General features: G+C 74.0%; 20 protein-coding genes. 3 read left to right on the forward strand and 17 right to left on the reverse strand.

The window, feature by feature from the left end:
* Positions 1-31: 31 nt before the first annotated feature.
* The 5 genes from BLU82_RS23545 to BLU82_RS35245 are packed head-to-tail and all read right to left on the reverse strand — an operon-like array spanning position 32 to position 5,939.
* Positions 32-1,150, reverse strand: a complete 1,119-nt coding sequence (locus tag BLU82_RS23545) for a hypothetical protein (RefSeq protein WP_092623448.1) — start codon at positions 1,148-1,150, stop codon at positions 32-34.
* On the reverse strand, positions 1,147-2,292 hold the full coding sequence (locus BLU82_RS23550) for a phosphotransferase (protein ID WP_092623449.1): 1,146 nt from the start codon (positions 2,290-2,292) through the stop codon (positions 1,147-1,149). Before BLU82_RS23550 ends, BLU82_RS23545 begins: the two co-directional genes overlap by 4 nt.
* Complete coding sequence (locus tag BLU82_RS23555) at positions 2,276-4,039, reverse strand: ABC transporter ATP-binding protein (protein WP_092623450.1); 1,764 nt, start codon at positions 4,037-4,039, stop codon at positions 2,276-2,278. Before BLU82_RS23555 ends, BLU82_RS23550 begins: the two co-directional genes overlap by 17 nt.
* The gene (locus BLU82_RS23560) at positions 4,039-5,214 is read right to left on the reverse strand and encodes a glycosyltransferase family 4 protein (RefSeq protein WP_092623451.1); all 1,176 of its coding nucleotides are present in this window, start codon (positions 5,212-5,214) and stop codon (positions 4,039-4,041) included. Before BLU82_RS23560 ends, BLU82_RS23555 begins: the two co-directional genes overlap by 1 nt.
* Entirely contained in the window at positions 5,211-5,939 is a 729-nt protein-coding gene (locus tag BLU82_RS35245; protein ID WP_197683107.1) for a glycosyltransferase, read from the reverse strand. The genes BLU82_RS23560 and BLU82_RS35245 overlap by 4 nt, the downstream gene beginning before the upstream one ends.
* A 29-nt stretch (positions 5,940-5,968) precedes the next feature.
* Between BLU82_RS35245 and BLU82_RS35250 the strand changes: the two genes are divergently transcribed.
* Positions 5,969-6,238, forward strand: coding sequence for a hypothetical protein (locus BLU82_RS35250; RefSeq protein WP_197682415.1), 270 nt, complete (start codon positions 5,969-5,971; stop codon positions 6,236-6,238).
* Positions 6,239-6,412: 174 nt separating this feature from the next.
* Here BLU82_RS35250 and BLU82_RS23570 read toward each other — a convergent pair whose 3' ends face one another.
* The 8 genes from BLU82_RS23570 to mca all read right to left on the reverse strand — a co-directional run bounded on the left by BLU82_RS23570 (position 6,413) and on the right by mca (position 17,074).
* Positions 6,413-7,639 carry a glycosyltransferase family protein gene (locus tag BLU82_RS23570; RefSeq protein WP_092623452.1) on the reverse strand — a complete coding sequence of 409 codons (1,227 nt, stop codon included), beginning with the start codon at positions 7,637-7,639 and terminating at the stop codon, positions 6,413-6,415.
* Between the two features lie 129 nt (positions 7,640-7,768).
* Positions 7,769-9,823: a thioredoxin domain-containing protein gene (locus tag BLU82_RS23575; protein ID WP_092623453.1), complete on the reverse strand. Its 2,055-nt coding sequence runs from the start codon at positions 9,821-9,823 to the stop codon at positions 7,769-7,771.
* A 60-nt stretch (positions 9,824-9,883) separates the two neighbouring features.
* Positions 9,884-13,390 carry a SpaA isopeptide-forming pilin-related protein gene (locus BLU82_RS23580; protein WP_092623454.1) on the reverse strand — a complete coding sequence of 1,169 codons (3,507 nt, stop codon included), beginning with the start codon at positions 13,388-13,390 and terminating at the stop codon, positions 9,884-9,886.
* 332 nt (positions 13,391-13,722) lie between these two features.
* The gene (locus BLU82_RS23585) at positions 13,723-14,757 is read right to left on the reverse strand and encodes a ScyD/ScyE family protein (RefSeq protein ID WP_157741216.1); all 1,035 of its coding nucleotides are present in this window, start codon (positions 14,755-14,757) and stop codon (positions 13,723-13,725) included.
* A gap of 158 nt (positions 14,758-14,915) precedes the next feature.
* A complete protein-coding gene (locus tag BLU82_RS23590) occupies positions 14,916-15,383 on the reverse strand; it encodes a VOC family protein (protein WP_092623456.1) in 468 nt (155 codons plus the stop codon).
* 35 nt (positions 15,384-15,418) lie between these two features.
* A complete protein-coding gene (locus BLU82_RS23595) occupies positions 15,419-15,922 on the reverse strand; it encodes a helix-turn-helix transcriptional regulator (protein ID WP_092623457.1) in 504 nt (167 codons plus the stop codon).
* Positions 15,919-16,143, reverse strand: a complete 225-nt coding sequence (locus tag BLU82_RS23600) for a hypothetical protein (protein WP_092623458.1) — start codon at positions 16,141-16,143, stop codon at positions 15,919-15,921. Before BLU82_RS23600 ends, BLU82_RS23595 begins: the two co-directional genes overlap by 4 nt.
* A 67-nt stretch (positions 16,144-16,210) precedes the next feature.
* Entirely contained in the window at positions 16,211-17,074 is an 864-nt protein-coding gene (gene mca / locus BLU82_RS23605; protein WP_092623459.1) for a mycothiol conjugate amidase Mca, read from the reverse strand.
* A gap of 181 nt (positions 17,075-17,255) precedes the next feature.
* Here mca and BLU82_RS23610 point away from each other — a divergent pair, with 181 nt between their 5' ends.
* Both BLU82_RS23610 and greA read left to right on the forward strand, forming a co-directional pair.
* Entirely contained in the window at positions 17,256-17,687 is a 432-nt protein-coding gene (locus tag BLU82_RS23610; RefSeq protein ID WP_092623460.1) for a DUF4307 domain-containing protein, read from the forward strand.
* Positions 17,688-17,851: 164 nt separating this feature from the next.
* Positions 17,852-18,355, forward strand: a complete 504-nt coding sequence (greA, locus tag BLU82_RS23615; protein WP_092623461.1) for a transcription elongation factor GreA — start codon at positions 17,852-17,854, stop codon at positions 18,353-18,355.
* A 66-nt stretch (positions 18,356-18,421) separates the two neighbouring features.
* Here the strand turns inward: greA and BLU82_RS23620 are convergent, their stop codons facing one another.
* From BLU82_RS23620 to BLU82_RS23635, 4 genes are all read right to left on the reverse strand, one after another.
* Positions 18,422-19,270 (reverse strand): ABC transporter permease, encoded by an 849-nt coding sequence (locus BLU82_RS23620; protein WP_231947571.1) that lies wholly within the window; start codon positions 19,268-19,270, stop codon positions 18,422-18,424.
* Complete coding sequence (locus tag BLU82_RS23625) at positions 19,267-20,256, reverse strand: ATP-binding cassette domain-containing protein (protein ID WP_092623462.1); 990 nt, start codon at positions 20,254-20,256, stop codon at positions 19,267-19,269. Before BLU82_RS23625 ends, BLU82_RS23620 begins: the two co-directional genes overlap by 4 nt.
* 136 nt (positions 20,257-20,392) lie before the next feature.
* Positions 20,393-20,788 carry a DUF2089 domain-containing protein gene (locus BLU82_RS23630; RefSeq protein ID WP_092623463.1) on the reverse strand — a complete coding sequence of 132 codons (396 nt, stop codon included), beginning with the start codon at positions 20,786-20,788 and terminating at the stop codon, positions 20,393-20,395.
* Complete coding sequence (locus BLU82_RS23635) at positions 20,785-21,717, reverse strand: hypothetical protein (protein ID WP_092623464.1); 933 nt, start codon at positions 21,715-21,717, stop codon at positions 20,785-20,787. The genes BLU82_RS23630 and BLU82_RS23635 overlap by 4 nt, the downstream gene beginning before the upstream one ends.
* Positions 21,718-21,767 lie beyond the last annotated feature (50 nt).

The raw sequence follows: 21,767 nt of genomic DNA on the forward strand, positions 1-21,767 counted from the left end.
TCATTACACGACTACAGCTAGGGGCGTCCGCTCACGGCGAAGCGGCCGCCAATAGCGCCCGCGACAGCTCCCGCCAACGCGGCCGGAACGCGTAGACGCCGGCCAGCCGCAGCCGGGTCGCCCGCTCGTACGCCGGCACCCGTGCGAGCGTCGCGTCGTCCGGGTCCAGCCCGGCCAGGAACGCCGCCCGCGCCGACCGGGCCAGAGACGGCGTCAGCGCCCGCTGGGCGACCCGCAGCTCGAGGTGGACCAGCACGTTGGCGACGTCGAGGGCGCGCTCTCCGGCCGCGACGGTGTCGAGGTCGAGCAGCCCGAGCCGGCCGCTGGGCTGCAGGACCGCCTGCTTGTCGTGCAGGTCGCGGTGGAGCAGGCCGGCCGGGCCCGGCGCACCGGACCGCAGCGACATCAGCAGCGCGGCGACGTCGACGGGCGGCAACAGCCCGGACGCGGCCGCGGCCCGCAGCCAGCGCGTGGTGACGGCCTCCTCGTCGGCGGCGTCGTGGGTGGCGGTGACGGCGACGGCCCCCGGCGGCGTGCCGTGCAGCCGCCGCAGCGCCACGCCCAGCCGCTCCCACCCGGCCAGCAGACCGGACAACGGGCCGGACGACGGATCAGGCGACGCGGCCGCCTCGTACAGGGTCGGCCCGGGCAGCTCGGACTGCGCCAGGACGCCGTCGCCCAGGGGAAGTGCCAGCGGCCGCGGCATCTCGGCGACCCCGCGCAACGCGACCGCCAGCGCGGCCAGCCGCCCGGCCAGCGCCGCGTCCGCACCCGGCCGCAGCACCTTCGCGTAGCACCGGCCCCCGTCGCCGTCGAGCCTGACGACCGCCCGGCGTTCCGGGCGGTGCACCAGCAGCCGGCTGCCCGGCCGCGCCACCAGCCCGGCCAGCGCGGCCAGCCTCCGGTCGGCGCCGTCCGGCTGCAGCACGACGCCGCGCGCGGGGACGTCGACGCCGCCGCGGGTGGCCGCGGCCACCTCGGCCCACCGGACGGGGTCGGCGAACCACTGGCCGGCCAGCCGCTCGCCGGACGGCGTCGCGAACTCCAGCAGGACGTGCCCGTCGCGGCGCGGCCAGGCCCGCAGCAATACCAGCTCGGCGCCGGTGACGGGGTGGGTGACCCGGTCCGGGTGGCACAACAGCCCCGTCACGACGCCACCAGCCGGTGCGCCCGCCGCACGTGCGCCGCCACCTGCCGGGGCCAGTCCGCCTGCCGGGTGCGGAACGGTTCGGCGGCCCGGCGCAGCAGCGCCGCGGCGGTCAGCGGGTCGAGCCGGTCCAGCAGGGCGGGCGGCGGTCGGTAGCCGTCGAGCAGCTCGCCGAGGATCGGGGCCGCGCGGTCGTCCGGAGCGGCCCGGCCGGCGACGATCTCGGCGGCGGCCCAGCCGGCGAGGTCGGCGGCGGGGTCGTCGGCACAGAAGCGGTCGAGGTCGATGACGGCGAGCCCGCCCGGCCCGGCGATCACCTGGTCGGCGGAGAAGTCGCCGTGCACCGGGACGACCGGGCGGTCCGCGCCGGCCAGCGCCCCGGTGATCGCCCGCGCCGTCGCCACGGCCGGCGCCGCGGCCTCCGGCAGCACCGCCGCGACCGCCCGCACCGCTCCGGCCAGTTCCAGCCGGTGCGGCGGGCGGGTCCGGGCCGGCACGACCGCGCAGTCGTGCAGCCGCCGCAGCAGCACGCCGGTCTCCCGGTGGGTGGCGCCGTCCGGCCCGCCGCGAGACCGGTCGAGCGGCTCGCCGTCGACCCAGCGGTACACGACCAGCCCGTGCCGCGGCCGCGCCGCCAGCAGTTCGGGCACCGGCAGCCCCGCCGCCCGCACCGCCTGGTGGTCGGACACCACCGACGGCGGGAGCGGCGGGCGGTGCACCTTGACGACCCGGTCGCCGGCGACGCCGACCCACCGGCGCTCGGGCTTGTACCGCAGGGTGCGCACGCCCGGGCCGAGCCTGGCCAGCCCGGGCAGCCGGCGGTCGTCGGCGGCGGCGCCGAACGCGAGCAGCCGGCCGTCGTCGACCGTCGCGCCGCGCAGCTTCGCCAGCTTCGGCGCCGCGCTCGGGGCGACCGCCTTGACGAAGCCGGCCCGGGTCGCGCCGGGCCAGGTCAGCTCGACCGCGGCCACCAGCGCGGTGCCCGGCTTGTAGCGCAGGTACCGGACGGTGACGGCGTCAGGCGCCGGCCGGCCGCGCCACCGGGACCGCAGCCACGCGGTCAGCGCGTCCGGATCGAGGAGCACCGCCAGCCCCGGGACGTCCGGGTCGCGGCCGGCCAGCAGCCGGTCAGCGTCGGTGAGCATCGACGACCTCCCCTCGCCTCGGCAGCGTGCGGCGCTGGTACTCGACCACCCGCCCGGCCTCCAGCCGCACGACGACGTCGCAGTCCGCGACCTCCTCGGGCACGTGCGAGATCACCAGCGTGGTCCGGCCGCGGGTGAGCGCCCGGATCGCGTCGCGGACGGCGGCGGAGCTCTCCTGGTCCAGCCCGGTGGCGGCCTCGTCGAGGACGACGATGCGGGCGTCGCGCAGGACGGCCCGGGCGATGGCGATGCGCTGCCGCTGCCCGCCGGAGAGCCCGGTCCCGCGCTCGCCGAGCACAGTGTCGTACCCGTACTCGAGCCGGCGGACGAACTCGTCGGCATGCGCCACCCGCGCGGCCGCCTCGACCTCGGCGTCCGTCGCGTCCGGCCGGCCGTACCTGATGTTCTCGCGCACCGACGTCGCGAACAGGACGCTCTCCTGCAGCACGACGGCGACCTGCCCGCGCACCGAGGCCACCGTGAGGTCGCGCAGGTCGTGCCCGTCGATCGTGACGGTGCCGCCGGTGGGGTCGTAGAGCCGCAGCACGAGCGCCGCGAGCGTCGACTTCCCCGACCCGGACGGGCCGACCAGCCCGACCCGGCAGCCGCCCGGGATGCGCAGGCTGACGTCGCGCAGGGCCCGCTCACCGGTGCCGTAGTCGAGGTCGACGTGGTCGAACCGGAGCTCGCCGTAGAACCGGGGCGCGGGCCGGGCGTGCGGGGCGTCGGTGATGTCGGGCGCGGTCTCGAGCAGGTCGACGATCCGCTCCCCCGACGCCGCCGCCTTGGCCAGCCGCCCGGTGTACTTGGCGAGGTCGCGCATCGGTTTGAAGGCGCCCTTGAGGTAACTGACGAACACCACCAGCTCGCCCGGCGTCAGCGCGCCGTCGAGCACCCGCATCCCGCCCACCAGCAGCACGGCCGCCGTCGCGACACCGACCAGGACGTCGGTCTTGCGCTCCAGCCCCGCCGCCAGCCGCGACGCCTTGACGCCGTCGCGCAACGCCCGCTGGTTGTCCGCGCCGAAGACCCGCTGCAGGATCCGCTCCAGCGAGTACGCCTGGACGACGGTGATGGCGCCGAGCGTCTCGCCGGCGGTGCCGGCCAGCTCGCCCTCGCGGCGACGCTGCAGCCGCGCCGCCGACGTGATCTTTCGGCTGGACCGCGAGCTGGCCAGCACGAACACCGGGAACGCCGCGACGACGATGAGCGCCAGCCGCCAGTCCAGCACCACCATGACGGCGGTCATCCCCAGCAGCGCGACCACGTTGCCGAGCAGCGGCAGCGCCGCCGTCACCGCCACCACCTGCAGCCGGCCGACGTCGCCGACCAGCCGGGTCAGCAGGTCGCCGGTCTTGGTCGAGCCGTGGAACCGCAGCGAGAGCCGCTGGACGTGGGCGAAGACGTCGGCGCGGACGGCGGTCATCGCGCGGGTGCCGGCGAGGGCGAAGCAGACCGTCATGAGGTACGCCGAGAGCGCCCGCAGCCCGGCGGCGGCCACCAGCGCGACCGCGCAGAGCAGCAGCAGCGTGACGATCCCGGACCGGTCGGGGGCCGGCGCCACCACCGCGTCGATGACGTACTTCAGCGGCCACGGCTCGATCAGCCGGAACGCCACCTCGGCCAGCAGGCAGCCGAAGCCGCCGGCCAGCAGCCAGCGTTCCGGCCGCAGGTGCGGGCGCAGATAGCGCAGCGTGCGGCGCAGCCCGGGCAGCGCCGAGCGCAGGTCCGCCCGCCGGGGCGCCATCACACGGTCTCCGGCACGGCCCGGCCGGGTGTGTCCAGGCCGACGCCGGCGGCGGCGAGCGTCCGCGTCACCACGGCGCGCCAGGTCTGGTGCCGCTCGACGCCCGCCCGGGCGGCCCGGCCGAGCCGGCGCCGGCGGCCGGGGTCGCGCCGCAGCCGGATCAGCTCCCGCGCCAGCGCCGCCGGGTCGCCGGGCGGCATCAGGACGCCGTCGACGCCGTCGCGCACGACCGTCGGCAGCTGCCCGGTGCGGCTGGCGATGACGGGCAGCCCGGTGGCGAGGTACTCGTACACCTTCAGCGGCGAGAAGTACCCGCCGGCGTCGGCCGGGTACGGCGCGGTCGCGACGTCCATGGTGCGCAGCAGGGCGGGGATGGCCGACGGCGGGACGGCGCCGGTGAGCTCCGCGGACCCGGCGCAGCCCGACGCCTCCAGCGACGCCCGCAGGCCGGGCGCGCCGGGCCCGTCGCCCACGACGAGCAGCCGGGCCTCCGGGCACTCGTGCCTGAGCAGGGCGAACGCGTGGGCCAGCACGCCGACGCCGTGCCACGGCTTGAGGGTGCCGACGAAGCCGACGGTGAAGGGGTGCGGGCCCCGCCCGGGCGCGGGCCGGAACCGGTCGACGTCGACGCCGTTGGGCTGCACCAGGACCGGCGCCGGCCCGGCGACGGACCGGACCCAGTCGGCCACCGGCTCGGTCACGCAGCTCACCGTGGTCGCGCACATCGCGGCGGCCCGCAGCACCGACAACGCCTCGTCGCGGTGCACCAGCGTCCGGTGCTCCGCCTGCTCGTCGACCAGCGGCGCGTTCACCTCCAGCACCGCGGGCACACCGGCCGAGCGCGCCCAGCCCATGGTCGCGGAGTTCCACAGCGAGTACCGCTCGTAGACCAGGTCGAACGGCCCGGCCGCCCGAACGGCCGCCTCGATCTCCCGGGCCTGGCCGAGCAGCTCGAGCTCGCGGGCGGAGGCGTCGCGGGCGACCGGCGCGGGCAGACGATGCACCCGGACCCCGCTCAGGCCGGGCGGCGCCACACCGCCGGTGCGCCGGCAGAACAGGTCGACCCGCGCGCCGAGGCCGACCAGCACCCGCAGGACCTCGGTGACGTGCACCGACGCGCCCTTCGACCCGAACACCGGCACGCCGGGGTCGGCGCAGACGTAGGCGACCCTCATGGCACCGGCTCCGGCGTGACCAGCAGCTCGTCCAGCTCACGTGCCTGCCGGACGGCGTCGAACTCCTTCTCGACCAGGTCGCGCGCGGCCGCGGCCAGCCGGGTCCGCAGCGCGGTGTCGTCGAGCAGCCGGGCGAGGGCGCTTGCGAGGGCGCCGGCCTCGCGCTGCGGCACCAGCAGCCCGGTCGTCTCGTCGCGCACCACCTCGCCGATGCCCGCGACGTCGGTCGAGACGCACGGCGTGCCGAGCGCCATGGCCTCCAGCAGCACCGTCGGCAGGCCGTCCTGGTTGCCGTCCGTCCCGACGACGCACGGCGCGGCCAGCACGGCGGCGGAGCGGACGACGGCGCGGACCTGCGGCTGCGGCAACGGCCCGGTGAACTCCACGACACCGGTGAGCCCCAGCCGGGCCGACCGGTCGCGCAGCTCGGCCTCGAGCAGGCCGGTGCCGACGACCTGGCAGCGGAACTCCCGCCCGGCGTCGGCCAGCAGCCGGCACGCATCCAGCAGCACGTCGAAGCCCTTCTTCTCGACCAGGCGGCCGACGGCGGCGACGACCGGCGGTCGGTCCGCGGCGTCCGGCGCGAACGGGAACGCGTCGAGATCGAGGCCGTTGTAGACCCGGTGGACGCGGCCGGCGGCGGCGCCGTAGCGGTCGGCCAGGTAGGCGGCGTTCCAGTCGCTGACGGTGACGGCGTGTGCGGCGCCGGCCAGCTTGCGGCGCAGGTCGGCGGGGGTCGACGGACTCGTGGAAGATGTCCTTGGCGTGCGCGGTGAACGAGTACGGCACGCCGGTCAGCAGCGATGCCAGCCGGGCCACCGTCGTCGCCACCGAGCCGAAGTGCGCGTGCAGGTGGGTGAGGCCGGCCCGGCGCACCCGCACGGCCAGGTCGACGGCCTGCCCGGCGTCCTCGGCGTCGGCGGCCAGCAGCTCCGGCAGCGCCTCCGGCAGCCTGGGCAGCTCGGCGGCGGCCGCGGCGAGCGCCGCCCACAGCTCGTCCGGCCGGCGGACGCGCGGCACGTAGGTCACCGGGGCGCTGACCCGGGCCAGCGTGTCGTGGAACCGGCTGTCGGCCGGCGGCCGCAGCGAGAAGATCTCGATCTCGGTGCCGCGGGCCTCGCGCGCCAGGATCTCGGTGACGACGAACGTCTCGGAGAAGCGCGGGTAGACCTTCAGCACGTAGCCGATGCGCGGACGGTCAGGCGACATGGCCGGGCTCCTCACGGCGGGCGGGCGCGGACTCGATCAGCGGCAGCGCGAGCGCGGGGATGCGCTCGAGCCCATCCAGGTCGACGGTGGACGCCGGGCGCCGGACGGCGGACCGGCCGCCGTCCGGGCCGGCCGCGCCGGCCAGCCACCCGCCCAGCGCGGCCGGGTCGAGGTGGTCCGGGTGCAGCACGTCCAGCAGCCCGGCGGCGGCCAGCCGCTCGGCCCGGACCAGCTGCTCGGTCCGTGGCCGCACGCGGGGCACCACCAGCAGCGGCGGCCCGGCCGCGATCACCTCGCAGACGGTGTTGTAGCCGCCCATCGAGACGACGGCGTCGGCGCCCTCCACCCACGACTCGACCTCGTCGACGAACTCGAACACCCGCAGCTCCGGCCGGGTCCGCACGATCGCGCGCAGCTCGGCCTGCCGGTGGTGCGGCATCCGCGGGCCGGTGACCAGCACGCCGACGTGACCGACCGGCATCGGCGCCGTCGCGAACGCCCGGGCCAGCGCCCAGCCGTCGGCGCCGCCGCCGACCAGGCCGAGCACGAACGGGCCGCCGACCGGCCGGGGCGGCACCTCGTGCGGGCGCCGGTGCCGCCCGCGCGCCAGGTACCCCGTCGGGACCACCATGCCGGCCAGCCGGTCCGGCAGCCCGAGGTCGGCCGTCGCGTCGTGCACGCGCGGGTCGCCGTAGTACCAGATCTGGTCGTACCAGCGCTCGATCGCCTCGGATGCGTGGTCGCGCGCCCACTCGTGCCGCGCCCGGCCCGGCTCGTCGAGGACGTCGCGCAGGCCGAGCACCACCCGGCTGCGCTCGGCCAGCGTCTCGAGGATCGGCACCAGCTCGCGGCCGAAGCCCCACGGGTGCCGGTCGACGATCAGCAGGTCCGGGTCGAACGCCCGCAGCGCCGCGTCGATGGTCGCGGACCGGAGCCGGACCAGTTCGCCCACCGGCACCGACAGATGCCGCGAGCGGTACCGGCCGCCCTCGTCCTTGGCCATCCCCGGCAGGCCGACGATGTCGCAGCCCGGCGGACGAGTGAGGGCGGACGCCTCCGGCGCGCCGGTGAGCACCAGGACGTCGGGCGCCGGCCGGATGCGGGCGAGCGCCCCGGCGATGGCGAGGTTGCGCCGGACATGGCCGAGGCCCTGGGCGTCGTGGGAGTACAGGGCCACGCGCGCCCGTCCGAGGCCGGACAGCGATTGCACCGTCATGGAGGGGGCACCTTTCACCGAGGCGTCGAGACGACTGCTCGGTGACCACAGTTCAGCCCGCACGTGGCGTGCGGATGAACCGGCGATGAGCGTGCTCTCATCCGCCCGGCGGCGGAAGGCGGCCCGCGCTCAGCCCCCGCCGAGCTGGACGGCGAGCCGCTCGGGGTCGGTGGCCGGGAGCTCGCAGACGAAGCCGCGGCAGACGTACGCGGCCGGTGCGCCGCCGACCACCGTGCGGTCGCGCAGCAGCGGCACGGCGGCCGTCGCGGGGTCGGCGGGGTCGCCGGCGACCACCACGGCTCCGGGCGACCCGGACCGCAGCGCCACCTCGTACAGCGCCGCCGTGCGCGGATCGTCCGCCGGGCCGACGACCGCGACCTCCGCCGGCCCGGCCAGCCACGCCTCCGCGACCGCCAGTCCCCAGCCGGCGAACCGGGGCGCCCGCGCGGCCAGCGCGTCGTACAGGCGCAGCGCGTCGCCGGCGGCGGAACGGTGCCGGTCGGAGCCGGTGTACGCCGCGAACGCGAGCATCGCGCCGGCCGCCGCCGACCAGCCGGACGGCGTCGCGTTGTCGGTGGGGTCCTGCGGACGGCGCAGCCCGGCCAGCCGGACGTCGGTCGTGTCGGCGCCGGTGTCGAAGAAGCCGCCCTCGGGGTCGGCGAACTGTGTCAGGACGACGTCGAGGAGCTGCTCAGCGAACGACAGCCAGACCGGGTCGCCGGTGACCGCGACCAGCGCGAGGAACCCCTCGGCGACGTCGGCGTAGTCCTCCAGCACCCCGGCGGGCGCCCCGGCGACGCCGTCGCGGGAGACACGCAACAGCCGGCCGTGCTCGTCGAGGTGCAGCCGGACCAGCAGGTCGGCGCAGTCGACGGCGGCGGACACCCAGGCCGGTTCGTCGAACAGCGCGCCGGCCTCGGCCAACGCCGCGATGGCCAGCCCGTTCCACGCGGCCACGACCTTGTCGTCGCGGCCCGGCGCGGGCCGCGGCAGCCGCGCGTCGAACAGCTGGCGGCGCACCCGCGCCCACCGGGCGGCGTCGTCGGCCGACGGCGTGCGCGGCAGCCGCAGCGTCGACGCGCCGTGCTCGAACGTGCCGGCCTCCGTGACGCCGAACAGCTCACCGGCCCACGCGCCGTCGTCGTCGCCCAGGACCTCGCGCAGCTGGGCCGGCGTCCACACGTAGAACGCGCCCTCGACCGGCGCGGCGCCCTCGACCGGCGGCGAGTCGGCGTCCAGCGAGCTGGCGAAGCCGCCCTCGGCCGTGCGCAGCTCGCGCAGCAGGAACTCCGCGGTCTCGCGGACCACCCGCGCCGCCTCCGCGGACCCCGTCACGCGCCACAGGTGCGCGTACACGCGCAGCAGCAGCGCGTTGTCGTACAGCATCTTCTCGAAGTGCGGCACGACCCACCCGGCGTCGACGCTGTAGCGGGCGAACCCGCCGCCGAGCTGGTCGTACAGGCCGCCGCCGGCCATCGACGCGCAGGTCTGCTCCACCATCGACAGCGCGCGGGCGTCGCCGGTGCGGGCGTGGTGGCGCAGCAGGAACTCCAGCACCATCGACGGCGGGAACTTGGGCGCGCCGCCGAAGCCGCCGGCGGACGGGTCGAACTCCCCGGCCAGCCGGGCGACGGCGGCGTCGAGCCGGTCGGCGGTGGGCGGGCCGTCGCCGGAACCGACCCGCGCTCCCCCGCCGAGCGCCGCGCCGATGCGCTCCGCCGACTCCGTCACGTCGCCGCGCCGCTGCGTCCACGCCTCGTCGACGGCCTGCAGCAGCTGGCTGAACGACGGCAGGCCGTGCCGCGGCTGCGGCGGGAAGTAGGTGCCCGCGTAGAACGGCTTGCCGTCGGGCGTGAGGAACGCCGTCATCGGCCAGCCGCCCTGCCCCGTCAGCGCCTGCACCGACTCCATGTACACGGCGTCGACGTCGGGCCGCTCCTCGCGGTCGACCTTGACCGCGACGAAGTGCGCGTTGAGGTACGCGGCGACCCGCTCGTCCTCGAACGACTCGTGCGCCATGACGTGGCACCAGTGGCAGGCGGCGTACCCGACGCTCAGCAGCACCGGCACGTCGCGGCGGCGCGCCTCCGCGAACGCGTCGTCGCCCCATTCCTGCCAGTCGACCGGGTTGTCCGCGTGCTGCAGCAGGTACGGGCTGCGGGCGTCGCGCAAGCGGTTCGGCATGTCCGCCAGCCTAGGCCGGGCCGGCCCTCGGGGGTGATGCATCCCGAGGGCCGGCGGCGGTCAGACGGTGCGGCGCGACCTCCACCGCAGCGCGGCGCCCACCGCGAGCCCGGCCGCGGCGACCAGCGCCACCAGGCCCAGCGGGCCGCCGGCGCCGGTGTCGGGCAGCGGGTGCTCCGGGCTCGGCGACGGCGACGGTGACGGCGACGGGCTGGGAGTCGGCGTGGGAGTCGGCGTCGGGGTGGGCGTCGGCGTCGGCGGCTCCTCGGCCGGCGGGTCGACGAACGTCACGGCGGCGATCTGGGTGCCGGCGTTCTCGGCCGTGATCGACACGACGTCGCTGGTGACGTCGTCGGGCAGCAGGTAGCCGTCGGGCGCGGTGATCTCGACCCAGTAGTAGTCGCCGAAGTCGAGGTTCCCGACGGTGCACAGGCCGTCGTCGCCGGTGGTGCAGGTGCCGACGACCACGTCGCCGTCGGCGAGCACCAGGTCGAAGACCGCGCCGGGCAGCGACTCGCCGGTGTCCTCGGCCACCTTGTGCACGGCCAGCTCGGACAGCAGCCGCGGGTCGTGCGCGACGACCTGCGTGATGTCGCCGCCGGCGTTCGAGGCGTCGATGACGACCGGGTCGCTGACCGGGTCGGCCGGCAGCTCGTAGCCCTGCGGGGCGGTGATCTCGACCCACACGTAGGTGCCGAAGTCGAGGTCGCCGACGGTGCAGGTGCCGTCGTCGCCGGTGGTGCAGCCACCCACGACGTCGCCGGACGCGTCGTCCTCGTGCAGCTCGAACTCCGCGCCGGCCAGCGCCGTCCCGTCGAACGCGTCGACCTTCAGCACCGACAGCTCCGACAGCAGCCGCGGGTCGCGGAACTCGAACGGCGTCGGTTCCTCGCCGACGGTGGACTCGTCGACCACGATCGGGTCGCTGACGGTGTCGGCCGGCAGGTCGTAGCCCTGCGGCGCCGCCACCTCGACCCAGACGTAGGTGCCGAAGTCGAGGTCGCCGACGGTGCAGGTGCCGTCGTCGCCGGTGGTGCAGCTGCCCACGACATCGCCGGACGCGTCGTCCTCGTGCAGCTCGAACTGGGCGCCGGCCAGCGGCGCGTCGTCGGTGTCGTCGACCTTGAGCACCGCGAGCTCACCCGGCTTGCGCGGGTCGTAGAACGCCAGCGGCTCGACCTCGGTGCCGGCGTTCTCGGCGGTGACGTCGACGAACGCGCTGTACGGGTCGTCGGGCAGGTCGAAGCCGGGCGGCGCGACGGTCTCGAGCCAGTAGTACGCCCCGAAGCCGAGGCCGGTGACGGTGCACAGGCCGTCGTCGCCGGTGGTGCACTCGCCGACGAGGGTGTCGCCCTCGGGCGCGTCCATGACGCCGTCTGCCGGATCGTCCACGTATAGCTCGAAGGTGGCCCCGGCCAGCGGCTCGGCGCTGTCGGACCCGCCGTCCAGCTTGAGCACGGACAGGTCGGTGAGCACCTGCGGGTCCGCGAACGTCACCGTGACGGTCTCGCCGGCGTTGTCCGGGCCGATGGTGAACGGACCCTGGAACGCCGGATCGGGCAGCTCGTAGCCGGTCGGCGCGGCGGTCTCCTCGACCCAGTAGTCGCCGAACAGCAGGCCGTCGACGGTGACCGTGCCGGTCGCGTCGGTGACGACCTCGCCGGGCGGGTCGACGACCGGGTCGCTGTCCTCGAGGACGCCGTCGCCGTCGTCGCGGCGCACCACGAACGTCGCGCCGGCCAGCTCGTCGCCGGTGGTCGCGTCGGTCTTGACGATCTCGATGGACGAGCGGATCTGCCGGTCGGTCAGCGTCGACACGGGCAGCTCGGTGCCGGCGTCGTCGCGCTCGATCGTGGTCATGCCGCTGAACCGGTCGGCGGGCAGCTCGTACCCGGGCGGCGCGGCGGTCTCGTACCAGTAGTACGTGCCCCAGGCGAGGTCGCCGATGGTGCAGGTGCCGTCGTCGCCGGTGGTGCAGTCGCCGATCAGCGTGTCGCCCTCCGGCGCGTCCATGACGCCGTCGCCGTCATCGAGGTACAGTTCGAAAGTGGCGCCGGCCAGCGGCTCCTGGGTGTCGGCGTCGAGCTTCAGGACGGTCAGTTCGGACGGCAGCCGCGGGTCCTCGAACGCGGCCTCGATGACGAGGTCGGGGTTCCCGGAGTCGATGACGAGGCCGTCGCGGACGGGGTCGGCGGGCAGGTCGTAGCCGGTCGGCGGCACCGTCTCGGTGACCGTGTACGTGCCGGTCAGCAGGCCCTCGACCAGGATCGCGCCGTCGGCTGGGTCGGCGTCGTTCTCGCCGTTGTCGACGACGGTGAGAGACACGCCCTCGGCGGCGCCGGCGGTGCCCTCGACGGTGAACGTCGCGCAGCAGACCGGGTCGCCGGACTCGGCGTCGAGCTTGCTCCACGCGAGCGAGCCGAGCCCGTTGACGAACGTGACCGTCGCGCTGCCGAACTCCTCGAGCGTGACGTCCTGCGGCTCACCGTCCTGGATGTAGCCGGGCGGCGGCGTGGCCTCGGTGATCGTGTAGTCGCCGGGCTCGGCCGGGTCGATGACGATGACGCCGTCGGCCGGGTCGGCGTCGTTCGCGTCGTTGTCGGTGATGGTCAGGCTGTCCGGGTCGGCCGCGCCAGGGATCGGGTTCGGCTCGACGGTGAACGTCGCGCCGCCCAGCGGCTGGCCGTCGGGATCGTGCTTCTCGATGGTGAGCGCGCCACACCGGGCCTCGGTGTCGACCGGGCCGGTGAGGTAGTCCTTCAGCTCCGAGTTCATGCTGGCGCCGGGCGAGCTGCGGATCCACAGCGAGGAGAAGCCGGCGAAGTCGCAGTCGTCGGACGGGCCGAGCAGCGCGGTGAGGTCGAAGCCGACCTCGACGAACTGCTCCGCGCCCAGCGGCGACACGGCGCTCGGCGTGGTGATGGTGGAGTCGTTGACCGCGAGGGCGACGTCGTCGACGTCGCCGGCGTCCTCCCAGCTGTCGCCGTCCCAGCGCTCGATCGCCTCCAGCGCGAGCGGCTGGTTGCCCTGGTTGAACAGCCGCAGCCGCAGGTCGTCGACGCTGCGGTCGGGCACCGGCGTGTCGTTGCCGTTGACGGTGTTGGGCAGCTGGTTCAGCTCGACGTACCAGCGGACCGTGCCGTTGTCGGTGCCGCGCTCCCACCCGAGGAACAGGTACTGGTCGCCGTCGACGACGCGGTCGAAGAGGTAGGCGTCGCCGATGTCGCCCTTGCCGGGCGCGGTCGCCGACCCGTCGTCGTTCCACGTAGCGGGGTCGTTCTCGGCGCTGCCCTGGTCGAAGACGGTCGGGTCGGTGCCGCCGAGCGGGTCGGGCACAATGTCGACCTGGGCCGGGAAGATCTCGGCGCTGCCCCAGTCGATCGGGTCGCCGTCCGGGCCGGTGGCCGTCGTCGTGTTGTCGAAGCCCTCGTAGAAGTTGCCGTCGATCTCGAAGCCGCCGACCAGCTCGTTGCCGTTCTGGTTCGCGGCCGCGCCGCCGCCGGTGGCCGTCACCGAACCGGCGACCAGAAGGAACCCCACCACGACCCGGACGAACGGGCGTCGCATACCGGACATCATTGTCCGCCCCCATGTGAAAAGAACGCCCGGCGCCGAATGCCCGGGGACAACGTAGAAAAGGTCAAACGCCCTTCGGCGCCGGCCGAGCCGCGAGAATTCGCGACTCCGGCACCGAAGGGCGAGTGCCCCCCGGCCTTGGAGAGATTTCTCCGCGCTATGGAAGTCGACCCGCCGAGACCGCTCGTGGACTCGGCTAACGCAGCAGAGCATGCACCCGCTACCGGATGGCTGTCAACGCGAACGCGCATATTGCCATGCGGCACGCTTGCGTGACGGCGGACGTGACTCGAATTCACGCCGCCGCCACGCAGAGCGGGTATTCAGCCGATGCGAGAGAGCGCGCCCGGACCGAATACCGGCCCGGTGACATAGAGCCGCCCGTGCCGTCCGGCGTCGACGCCACCGGGCAGGATCAGCTGACCGGCCGCCAGCTCGGTGCGTGACCCGCCGGGCCGCACCCGGAACAGCCCGCCCACCGGCGGGTCGGCCAGGCCCAGCTCCCACTGCAGCCAGCTCTGCTTCACCAGCTCGACGGCGTACACGCTGCCGTGGCTGCCCGGTCCGAGGTCGACGATCGACGTGAGGCCGTCGGCGAAGCGGCGGCAGGTGCCCTGGTTCGGCTTCTCCGGGTCGCAGACCGCGTCACGAGAACCGGGCTTGATCCGCCAGATCTGCGACGTGCCCGGCGTCGCCGGGAACCCGCGCAGCTCGCCGACGTACCAGTAGCCGTCCGAGCCGACCGTCACCGACGTCGCGACGGCCTCGGCCGGGATCACCGCGCCGGCGGGCGGCAGCGGTTCGCCGTCCATCTCGTCAGGCAGTTCCTCGGGAACCTCCACCATGCGCGGCTTCAGCCGCGCGACGGTGACGATGTCGCCGTCCGGGTACACCCGGAGCAGGTCGTTGCCGGCGGCGTCGGCGACCAGCACGCTGCCGTCCTTCAGCGCGGCGAGACCGTACGGATTGGACTCCTCCGGGACGCCCTCCGTGTTGAACGGGTCGACGTCGCCCTGCTGGTAGGCGGCGATGTCCGCGATCGGCTTCGCGGGCTTGCCCTGCCGGAGCAGGTAGAGCGTGGCCGCGCCGGTGTCCGGCTCGCCGCCCGCCGTCAGGGCGTACACCTGGCCGGGCCGGCCGGCCGCGACCGCCGGCGCGAGGAACCCCGCCGGCACGGAGCCGATCTCGTGCACCTTCGGGTGCCGGCCGCGATCGATGACCAGGCTGACGGTGCCGTCGGCCTCGCTCACCACGATGCGGCCGGCCTGGTCGACGTCCACCCCGCGCGGACCGTCGAGCTCGACCACCGGCGACGGCTCGGACGAGCCCTTCGCGCCGGCCGCCGGAGCGGTGAGCATCGCCGACACGGCCACGATTCCCGTGGCCAGAACTGCTGCCGTTGTTCGCGCACGCGACGTACGCACCATGAGAAACCCCCCGATTTCTCGCAAGCGCCCCCCATGAGGCTGATCCTCTGACGCAAGCCTGCCCAGGGTTACAGTCCGGTCACGACGCGTCAAGAGGTTTCGGAGCCGGGTTCGAACGCCTCCGCCATCGCCTGCTGGTCCAACGCCTTGTCATTGAGCTCGTTGAGGCTGTACCAGTTGCCGAAATCGTCGCGGAACACCGCCTCGACGCCGTACGGGCGGTCGGCCGGTTCCTGGATGAACTCGACCCCGCGGGCCTTGTACTGCTCGTACGTGGCCCGGCAGTCGTCGGTGTTCCAGGCGCCGGCGCTGAGCGCGCCCTTCGCCATCAGTTCGCGCAGCGCCGCCGCGGTCTGCTCGTCGTGCATCGGCGGCCCCGGCACGGTGAGGTTCAGCTGGAACTCCGGGCTGGCCGGCGGGCCCACCGTCAGCCAGCGGAAGCCGTTCTCCATCATGACGTCGGTGCGCGGCTCGAAGCCGAGCTTGCCGACGAAGAAGTCGAGCGCCTGGTCGTAGTCGCTCACGTAGGCGGTCGCGACGCCCAGCTTGGTGATCATGGTCGGTTCCCTTTCCTTCCGTCGATGCTTCGACGTTAGGAGGCGCGGGCGGCCCCTGGCTTCTCCGCCATTGCTGTGTTCAGTGCCCTCTTCGGCAGCGGCCGGCCCCACATGAGCACGTAGCAGCCGGGGATGAGCCGCGGCCCGGACGCGAGCGCGTCGCGCTGGAACCGCGACGGCGACACCCCGACCAGCTCGGAGAACAGCCGGCTGAACGAGCCGAGGCTGGTGAAGCCGACCAGGTGGCAGACCTCGGTGACGTTGAGGTCGGCGACGCGCAGCAGTTCCTGCGCCCGCTCGACCCGGCGGCGCTGCAGGTAGCGTCCCGGCGTCTCGCCGTAGGCCGCCTTGAAGGCGCGGACCAAGTGGTAGCGCGAGTAGCCCGCGGCGGCCGCGATGCCGGCGAGGTCGAGCGGCTCGGCGTAGTGCCGGTCGACGAAGTCGCGGGCGCGGCGCACCGCGACCAGCGTCTCGACGGCGGCCGACCCGGGCGGTACCGACGGCCGCCGCGCGGCGCGCGGCCGGTCCGGACCGGTCATCGGTCCGGCGGCTCCCGGTGACCGCGCATGCGCTCGGCGTCGTCGACACCCTCGGGGTCGAAGTCGACCTTGCGGATCTGCTTGCGCAGGCTCCGGTACAGCAGGAACAGCGCGACGATCAGGAAGACCAGGACCAGGAGGCCGTACAGGCCTGGGCCGATCCCGGAGTCTTCCGCCTCCGACTCCGCCGCGGTGAACGCCACCGCCTGCAGGATGCCCATCAGAACCCAGCTTCTCCTCGTGTCATCCCCCGCCGGCCCATTGTGTCACCGCTGGCCGGCGTCGTGGTCATCGCAGTCCCGCGAAGAGGTCGTCCTCGGGCGTGGACGTGGGCACGTGCGACGTGACCAGCTCGTAGTCCTCGGTCGGCCAGATCTCCTGTGACACCTCGAGCGGGACGGCGAACCAGTGGCCATCGGGGTCGATCTGCGTGGCGTGCGCCAGCAGCGCGCGGTCGCGCACCGGGAAGTACTCGGCGCACTCGACCCGGGTGGTGACGCGGTCGTCCCAGTTCTCCTCGCCGTCCCACTTCTCCAGCCACTCGGCGTACGGCGACTCGAAGCCGCGCTGCAGCATGGCGTCGTGCAGCTCCTGCATGCGCATGCGGCTGAAGGAGTGGTGGTAGTACAGCTTGAGCGGCTGCCACGGCTCGCCACTGCCCACGTAGCGGGTGGGGTCGGCGGCCGCCTCGAACGCCGCCACGGTGATCTTGTGACACATGATGTGGTCGGGGTGCGGGTAGCCGCCGTTCTCGTCGTAGGTGGTGACGACGTGCGGACGGAACCTGCGGATGGCCTCGACCAGCGGCTCGGCCGCCTTCTCGACCGGCATGAGGCCGAAGCAGCCCTCGGGCAGCGGCGGCAGTGGGTCGCCCTCGGGCAGCCCGGAGTCGACGAAGCCGAGCCACTCCTGCCGGATGCCGAGGATCTCGCGGGCGGCGTCCATCTCGCGCCGGCGGATCTCGGAGATGTTGGCCAGCACCTCGGGGCGGTCCATCTTCGGGTTGAGGATGGAACCGCGCTCGCCGCCGGTGCACGTGACGACGAGGACGTCGACGCCCTCGGCGACGTAGCGGGCCGTCGAGGCCGCGCCCTTGCTGGACTCGTCGTCGGGATGTGCGTGGACGTGCATCAGCCGCAGCTGCTCGGACACCGGAAACCCCATCGGTCGAACGGAAACCTGTATGTGTGACGGCGCCCACCGGCGGGTTCGCGCCCGCCGCCCGGAGCGGCGCCGTCTGTAGGTGGGGCGGGCGTGCCCGCGACCGCCGCCTCCGGGATAATGGTGCCGCACGCCACTGACAACAACGCCCGCAGCCCCTGGGGACATCCCGATGAGCGACCACGACACCGCCGACCGCGACCTCCTGGCGCAGCGGTACGGACGAGTGCCGGCCGGCGCCCCCGGAGCGCGCAACGGCCGCGGCGTCCTCGCCGGGGTCATCACCGGTGTCCTCCTGGTCACGGCCGTCGTCGGCTGGATGATCGTCCGCTCGGCCAGCGGTCCCGACGTCGACGCCGACCTGCTGTCCTGGGACGAGCCGCGCGACGGCGTGCTGACCGCCCGGGTCGAGATCCGCCGCGACGCCGACCTCGCGGTCGACTGCGAGCTGGTCGCCGTCGACCTGCGGCGCATCATCGTCGGCCAGCTCGACCTCGCGGTGCCGGCCGGACCCGACGAGCACCTGGTGGTGTCCGCCGACATCCCGCTCGAGGGCGACGGCATCGTCCCCGAACTGCGCGGCTGCGAGCCCGCGTCAGAATAACGGCCGCGACCGATAGCGCTGACCTGCGACAATCGTCTGCTTGCCACATTGCTTGTATTCTTGTTCTTTCCCCGTCAGCACTTGGACCGGGCGAACCGCCCGGCGGCGAAGCACACCCACACGGCGTGCGACGCGACCGATAGACAACCCGAGGAGCAGTTGCCGTGACCGCTACCAGCGACAACGTTGCTTGGCTCACCCAGGATGCCTACGACCGCCTCAAGCAGGAGCTCGAGCACCTGATGGGGCCGGCCCGACTCGAGATCGCGCGGCAGATCGAAGAGGCGCGCGCCGAGGGCGACCTGTCCGAGAACGGCGGGTACCACGCGGCCAAGGACGAGCAGGGCAAGCAGGAGGCCCGCATCCACCAGCTGCAGCAGCTGCTCCAGCGCGCCCAGGTCGGCGACCCGCCCGACGACGGCGTCGTCGAGCCCGGCATGATCATCGAGGTCAAGTTCGACGGCGACGACGACGTCGAGCGGTTCCTGCTCGGCTCGCGCGAGCTGGCCTCTCTCGACGACTCCGTCGACATCGACGTCTACTCGCTGAAGTCGCCGCTCGGTGCCGCCATCAGCGGCAAGAAGGTCGGCGAGCAGGCCTCCTACCAGGCGCCCAACGGCGCCACCATCACCGTCGAGGTGGTCAGCGCCAAGCCGTACGGCGCCTGAGCGCACGCACCGACGCCGCCCGCCCGGTCATCGCGACCGGGCGGGCGGCGTCGTGTTCGGCGGCCGTTACTTGCTGGCCGTCTTCTTGTACTTGCGCACCGCCAGCGGCGCGAACACCGCGGTGATGAGGACCACCCAGATCAGCGACAGCAGGACCGGGTGCTCGGCGGGGAAGCCGTCGGTGGCGAACACGTTGGGGTTGCCGAACAGCTCGCGCGACGCCGCCACGAACGAGCTCAGCGGGTTCCAGTCGGCCACCGGCTGCAGCCAGCCGGGCAGCGTGGGCGTCGGGATGAACGCGTTGGACAGGAACGTCACCGGGAACAGCCAGATCAGCCCGGCCGACGCGGCCACCTGCGGGCTGCCGACCGAGAGGCCGATGAGCGCGCCGACCCACAGCATGGCGAACGCGAACCCGAGCAGCAGGGCCACGCCGCCGAGGAAGCCGAGCACGCCGTTCTCGATGCGCCAGCCGACCAGCAGGCCGCACACGATCATGATGGCCAGCACGATGGCCTGGTTGGTGAGGTCGGCGACGACCCGGCCGGAGATGACCGCCGAGCGGGCCATGGGCAGCGAGCGGAAGCGGTCGATGAGGCCCTTCTGGATGTCGTCGGCCAGCCCGACGCTGGCCGGCGCGACCGCGAACGCCATGGTCTGGGCGAAGATGCCTGCCATGACGTACTTGCGGAACGCGTCGGGGTCGTCGTTGCCCGGGATGGGGATGGCGCCGCCGAACACGTAGGCGAACAGCAGCACGAACATGATCGGCTGGATGAACATGTAGATCTGGTTGTCGGGCACCCGCCAGCCGGCCCGGATGTTGCGCCACGTGATGGTCATGGCGTCGTTGAACGCCTGGTTGAAACCGACGCGGTTGGGCGCGGTGGTGGTCGGTGCGACCTCGGTGGTCACGATGCCCTCCCCTGAGCGGTCTCGGCCTGCGTCTCTTCTGCGGCGTGCCGGCCGGTGAGCTTGACGAACACGTCGTCGAGCGTGGGCCGGCGCAGCGCGATGTCGTCGATGGTCACGCCGGCTTCGTCGAGGTCGCGGATGACCTGCATGAGCCCCTTGGAGCCGGTGTGCGTGGGCACGGTCAGCTTGCGGACGTGGTCGTCGCGGACGCACTGGCCGCCGCTGCCGAGGTTGAGCACCTGCTCGGCCTGGCCCAGCGACTCGGGGTCGTGCACGATGACCTCGATGCGCTCGCCGCCGATCTGCGCCTTGAGCTGGTCGGCCGTGCCGTGGGCGATGACGACGCCGTGGTCGATGACCACGATGTCGTCGGCCAGCGCGTCGGCCTCTTCGAGGTACTGCGTGGTCAGCAGGATGGTGGCGCCCTCGGCCACGCGCTCGCGGATGACGTCCCAGAGGTCGAGCCGGCTGCCGGGGTCGAGGCCGGTGGTGGGCTCGTCGAGGAACAGCACCTGCGGGTGGACGATGAGGCTGCCGGCGAGGTCGAGCCGGCGCCGCATGCCGCCGGAGTAGGTCTTCAGCGTGCGGTCGGCGGCGTCGGTGAGGTTGAACTGCTCGAGCAGCTCGGCCGCGCGCTTGGACGCCTCTTTGCTGGACAGCTGGTAGAGCCGGCCGAACAGCCAGAGGTTCTCGCGGCCGGTGAGGTTCTCGTCGACCGCGGCGTACTGGCCGGAGAGGCCGATCTTCGAGCGCACCGCCTGCGGTTCCTGGACGACGTCGTGACCGGCGACGATGGCGCGACCGGCGTCGGGCGCGAGCAGGGTGGTGAGCATGCGAACCGTGGTGGTCTTGCCGGCGCCGTTCGGCCCGAGCAGACCGACCACGGTGCCCTCGGGCACGACGAGGTCGACGCCCCCGACGGCCCTCACGGCCTTCTCCCCGGAGCCGAAGGTCTTGACCAGACCCTCGGCGGTGATGGCGTTCACGGTGGTGTCCTCTCGTGGTAGGTGGAGGCATCGTGGCAGGTGCCCCCGACAAGGTCGGGGCGCGTCGATGCGCCCGTCCCCGGCGGCTACCAGCGCCAGTGATTACTTATATAAGCGATGTCTTTTACTATCAACCTCAGCCGAGCAGCGCGGTCGCCTCGTCGAGGTCGAGCTCACCGGCGGCCAGCCGGCGCAGGATCTCTTCGCGGTCGACGGCGCCGGCCGCGGCGGCGGTCTCGGCCGGGGCCTCGAGGCCGAGCCGCTCGAGCAACTCGGCGAAACGCTGCCGGGCGGTCGGGTAGCTCACCCCCAGCTCTCGGGCGAGCTCCCTCATGTTGCCCCGCGACACCAGGAAGGTGCCAAGGATTTTCTGGTCCTGTGCGGTGAGCGAGCAGTACGGGCAGGAGGCGAACCGGCCGGACAGCTCGGTGCCGCAGGACTCGCAGCCGAGCCGGGTGACGTGCAGCTTCACGCCACAGACCGGGCAGTCGGACGGCGGCTGGTGCAGGTGCTGAGGGAAGCCGCCGATCATCGGATGGACCCCTCGGGCAGGCGGACGGTGATGTCGCCCATGACCACCTCGGCCTGGATCTCCGCGGCACCGGTGCCGAGCACGATGTCGCGGTCGCGGTCGCGCCCGGTGCGCTCGGGCACCGTGCGGAACCGGCCGAGCTGGACGTCGGAACGGATGCGGACGTCGGAGCCGTCGAGCAGCGTCAGCTGCAGCGAGCCGGACTCGCAGCGCATGCGCGAGTGGCCCGCCACCTGTTGTGTCTCGACCTGCGCCGACCCGGCCTGGACCAGGAGGTCGACCGGCGCCGCCAGGCCGTGCACCCGCAGCGAGCCGGCCGTGACGCGGACGTGGTCGAGCGCCGGCACGTGGTCGACCTGGAGCGAACCGGCGATGACCTCGGCGCCGACGGACAGCTCGGGGTTGACGCGGACGTGGAGGTCGAGCAACTGGCCGGGGTTCTGGAAGCGGCTGGCGATGTCGCGCCACCGGCCGCCGGCCAGCAGCACGAACGCGCCGTCGCCCTGCATGAGGTCGGACTCGCCGGTGACGTGCAGGGTGGCGCCGTCGCGCCGCACCGTGTGCTGGCCGTTGACGGCCACCGTGGCGACGGTGGGGTCGCCGAGGATGACTACCCGCCGCGAGGTGGCCCGCACCTGCACCCGGGTGATGCGCTGCGCGGTGACCGAGCCGCCCGAGGGTCCGGACCGCCCAGCGGTTCCGGCGCCGGACGCGGCCCCCGCGGCCGCTCCGGCGGGCGTCCCAGCGGTCCCGGTGGTCGCGTCGACGGGGTCGGCCGTCGCCGCGCCGGCGGGTTCGGCAGCCTCGGCGCCGGTGGGCGCGGCCGGCTTCTGGTCCTCGATCTGGTCGAGCAGGACGGCCGCCCGGGTGGGGTCGAGCCGTCCGTCGGCCACCTGCTCGAGGATCTCACGCGCGCTGAGGGTGTTCATGCCCCCATGGTGGGACCTGAACTATCAAAACGTCAAGTACGCCTTCCAGA

Origin of the sequence: Jiangella sp. DSM 45060 (assembly GCF_900105175.1) — a bacterium.
In the GTDB taxonomy this organism is placed as follows: domain Bacteria; phylum Actinomycetota; class Actinomycetes; order Jiangellales; family Jiangellaceae; genus Jiangella.

Coding starts and splice junctions, on each gene's coding strand:
- BLU82_RS23600 (WP_092623458.1), bottom strand. CDS start 16,143: ATGGGCATCCTGCAGGCGGTGGCGTTCACCGCGGCGGAGTCGGAGGCG.
- BLU82_RS23635 (WP_092623464.1), bottom strand. CDS start 21,717: ATGAACACCCTCAGCGCGCGTGAGATCCTCGAGCAGGTGGCCGACGGA.
- BLU82_RS23630 (WP_092623463.1), bottom strand. CDS start 20,788: ATGATCGGCGGCTTCCCTCAGCACCTGCACCAGCCGCCGTCCGACTGC.
- BLU82_RS23585 (WP_157741216.1), bottom strand. CDS start 14,757: ATGCTCACCGCTCCGGCGGCCGGCGCGAAGGGCTCGTCCGAGCCGTCG.
- BLU82_RS23590 (WP_092623456.1), bottom strand. CDS start 15,383: ATGATCACCAAGCTGGGCGTCGCGACCGCCTACGTGAGCGACTACGAC.
- BLU82_RS23550 (WP_092623449.1), bottom strand. CDS start 2,292: ATGCTCACCGACGCTGACCGGCTGCTGGCCGGCCGCGACCCGGACGTC.
- BLU82_RS23570 (WP_092623452.1), bottom strand. CDS start 7,639: ATGACGGTGCAATCGCTGTCCGGCCTCGGACGGGCGCGCGTGGCCCTG.
- BLU82_RS35250 (WP_197682415.1), top strand. CDS start 5,969: ATGTCCTTGGCGTGCGCGGTGAACGAGTACGGCACGCCGGTCAGCAGC.
- BLU82_RS23610 (WP_092623460.1), top strand. CDS start 17,256: ATGAGCGACCACGACACCGCCGACCGCGACCTCCTGGCGCAGCGGTAC.
- BLU82_RS23575 (WP_092623453.1), bottom strand. CDS start 9,823: ATGCCGAACCGCTTGCGCGACGCCCGCAGCCCGTACCTGCTGCAGCAC.
- BLU82_RS23560 (WP_092623451.1), bottom strand. CDS start 5,214: ATGAGGGTCGCCTACGTCTGCGCCGACCCCGGCGTGCCGGTGTTCGGG.
- BLU82_RS23595 (WP_092623457.1), bottom strand. CDS start 15,922: ATGACCGGTCCGGACCGGCCGCGCGCCGCGCGGCGGCCGTCGGTACCG.
- BLU82_RS23555 (WP_092623450.1), bottom strand. CDS start 4,039: ATGGCGCCCCGGCGGGCGGACCTGCGCTCGGCGCTGCCCGGGCTGCGC.
- BLU82_RS23580 (WP_092623454.1), bottom strand. CDS start 13,390: ATGCGACGCCCGTTCGTCCGGGTCGTGGTGGGGTTCCTTCTGGTCGCC.